Source organism: Halocynthiibacter sp. (assembly GCF_049608145.1).
In the GTDB taxonomy this organism is placed as follows: Bacteria; Pseudomonadota; Alphaproteobacteria; order Rhodobacterales; family Rhodobacteraceae; genus Halocynthiibacter.
The window spans coordinates 1-356 of the sequence record NZ_JBMYXF010000024.1 but is presented as its reverse complement, the minus strand read 5'-3'; the positions used below and the strand labels follow the sequence as shown (position 1 = coordinate 356).

Annotated in this window: 1 protein-coding gene; it reads right to left on the bottom strand. The window is 52.5% G+C overall.

Features of this window, described 5'->3' with window-relative positions; genetic code table 11:
• Positions 1-356 (bottom strand): aconitase family protein (locus ACPGUT_RS08975; RefSeq protein WP_423990527.1); only part of this gene is annotated, 356 nt, incomplete at both ends.

Sequence of the window (356 nt, the reverse complement as noted above, 5' to 3'; positions counted from 1 at the left end):
CTTTATACCCCTGACGACCTTCAAAGTTACGGTTGGAGGTGGAGGCGCAGCGTTCGCCTTCAGACAGCTGATCTGGGTTCATCGCAAGACACATGGAACAGCCCGCAAGTCGCCATTCAAAGCCTGCGTCTTCAAAGATCTTTGCCAGACCTTCCTCTTCCGCCTGCGCGCGCACAAGGCCAGAGCCCGGAACAATCATCGCACGCATACCGTCTTTGATTTTCTTGCCGTCAACGATTTCCGCAACGGCGCGCAGATCTTCGATACGACCGTTGGTGCAGGAACCGATGAACACAGTGTCGATTTCAATGTCAGTCAATTTTTGACCAGCAGTCAGACCCATATACTCAATGGAA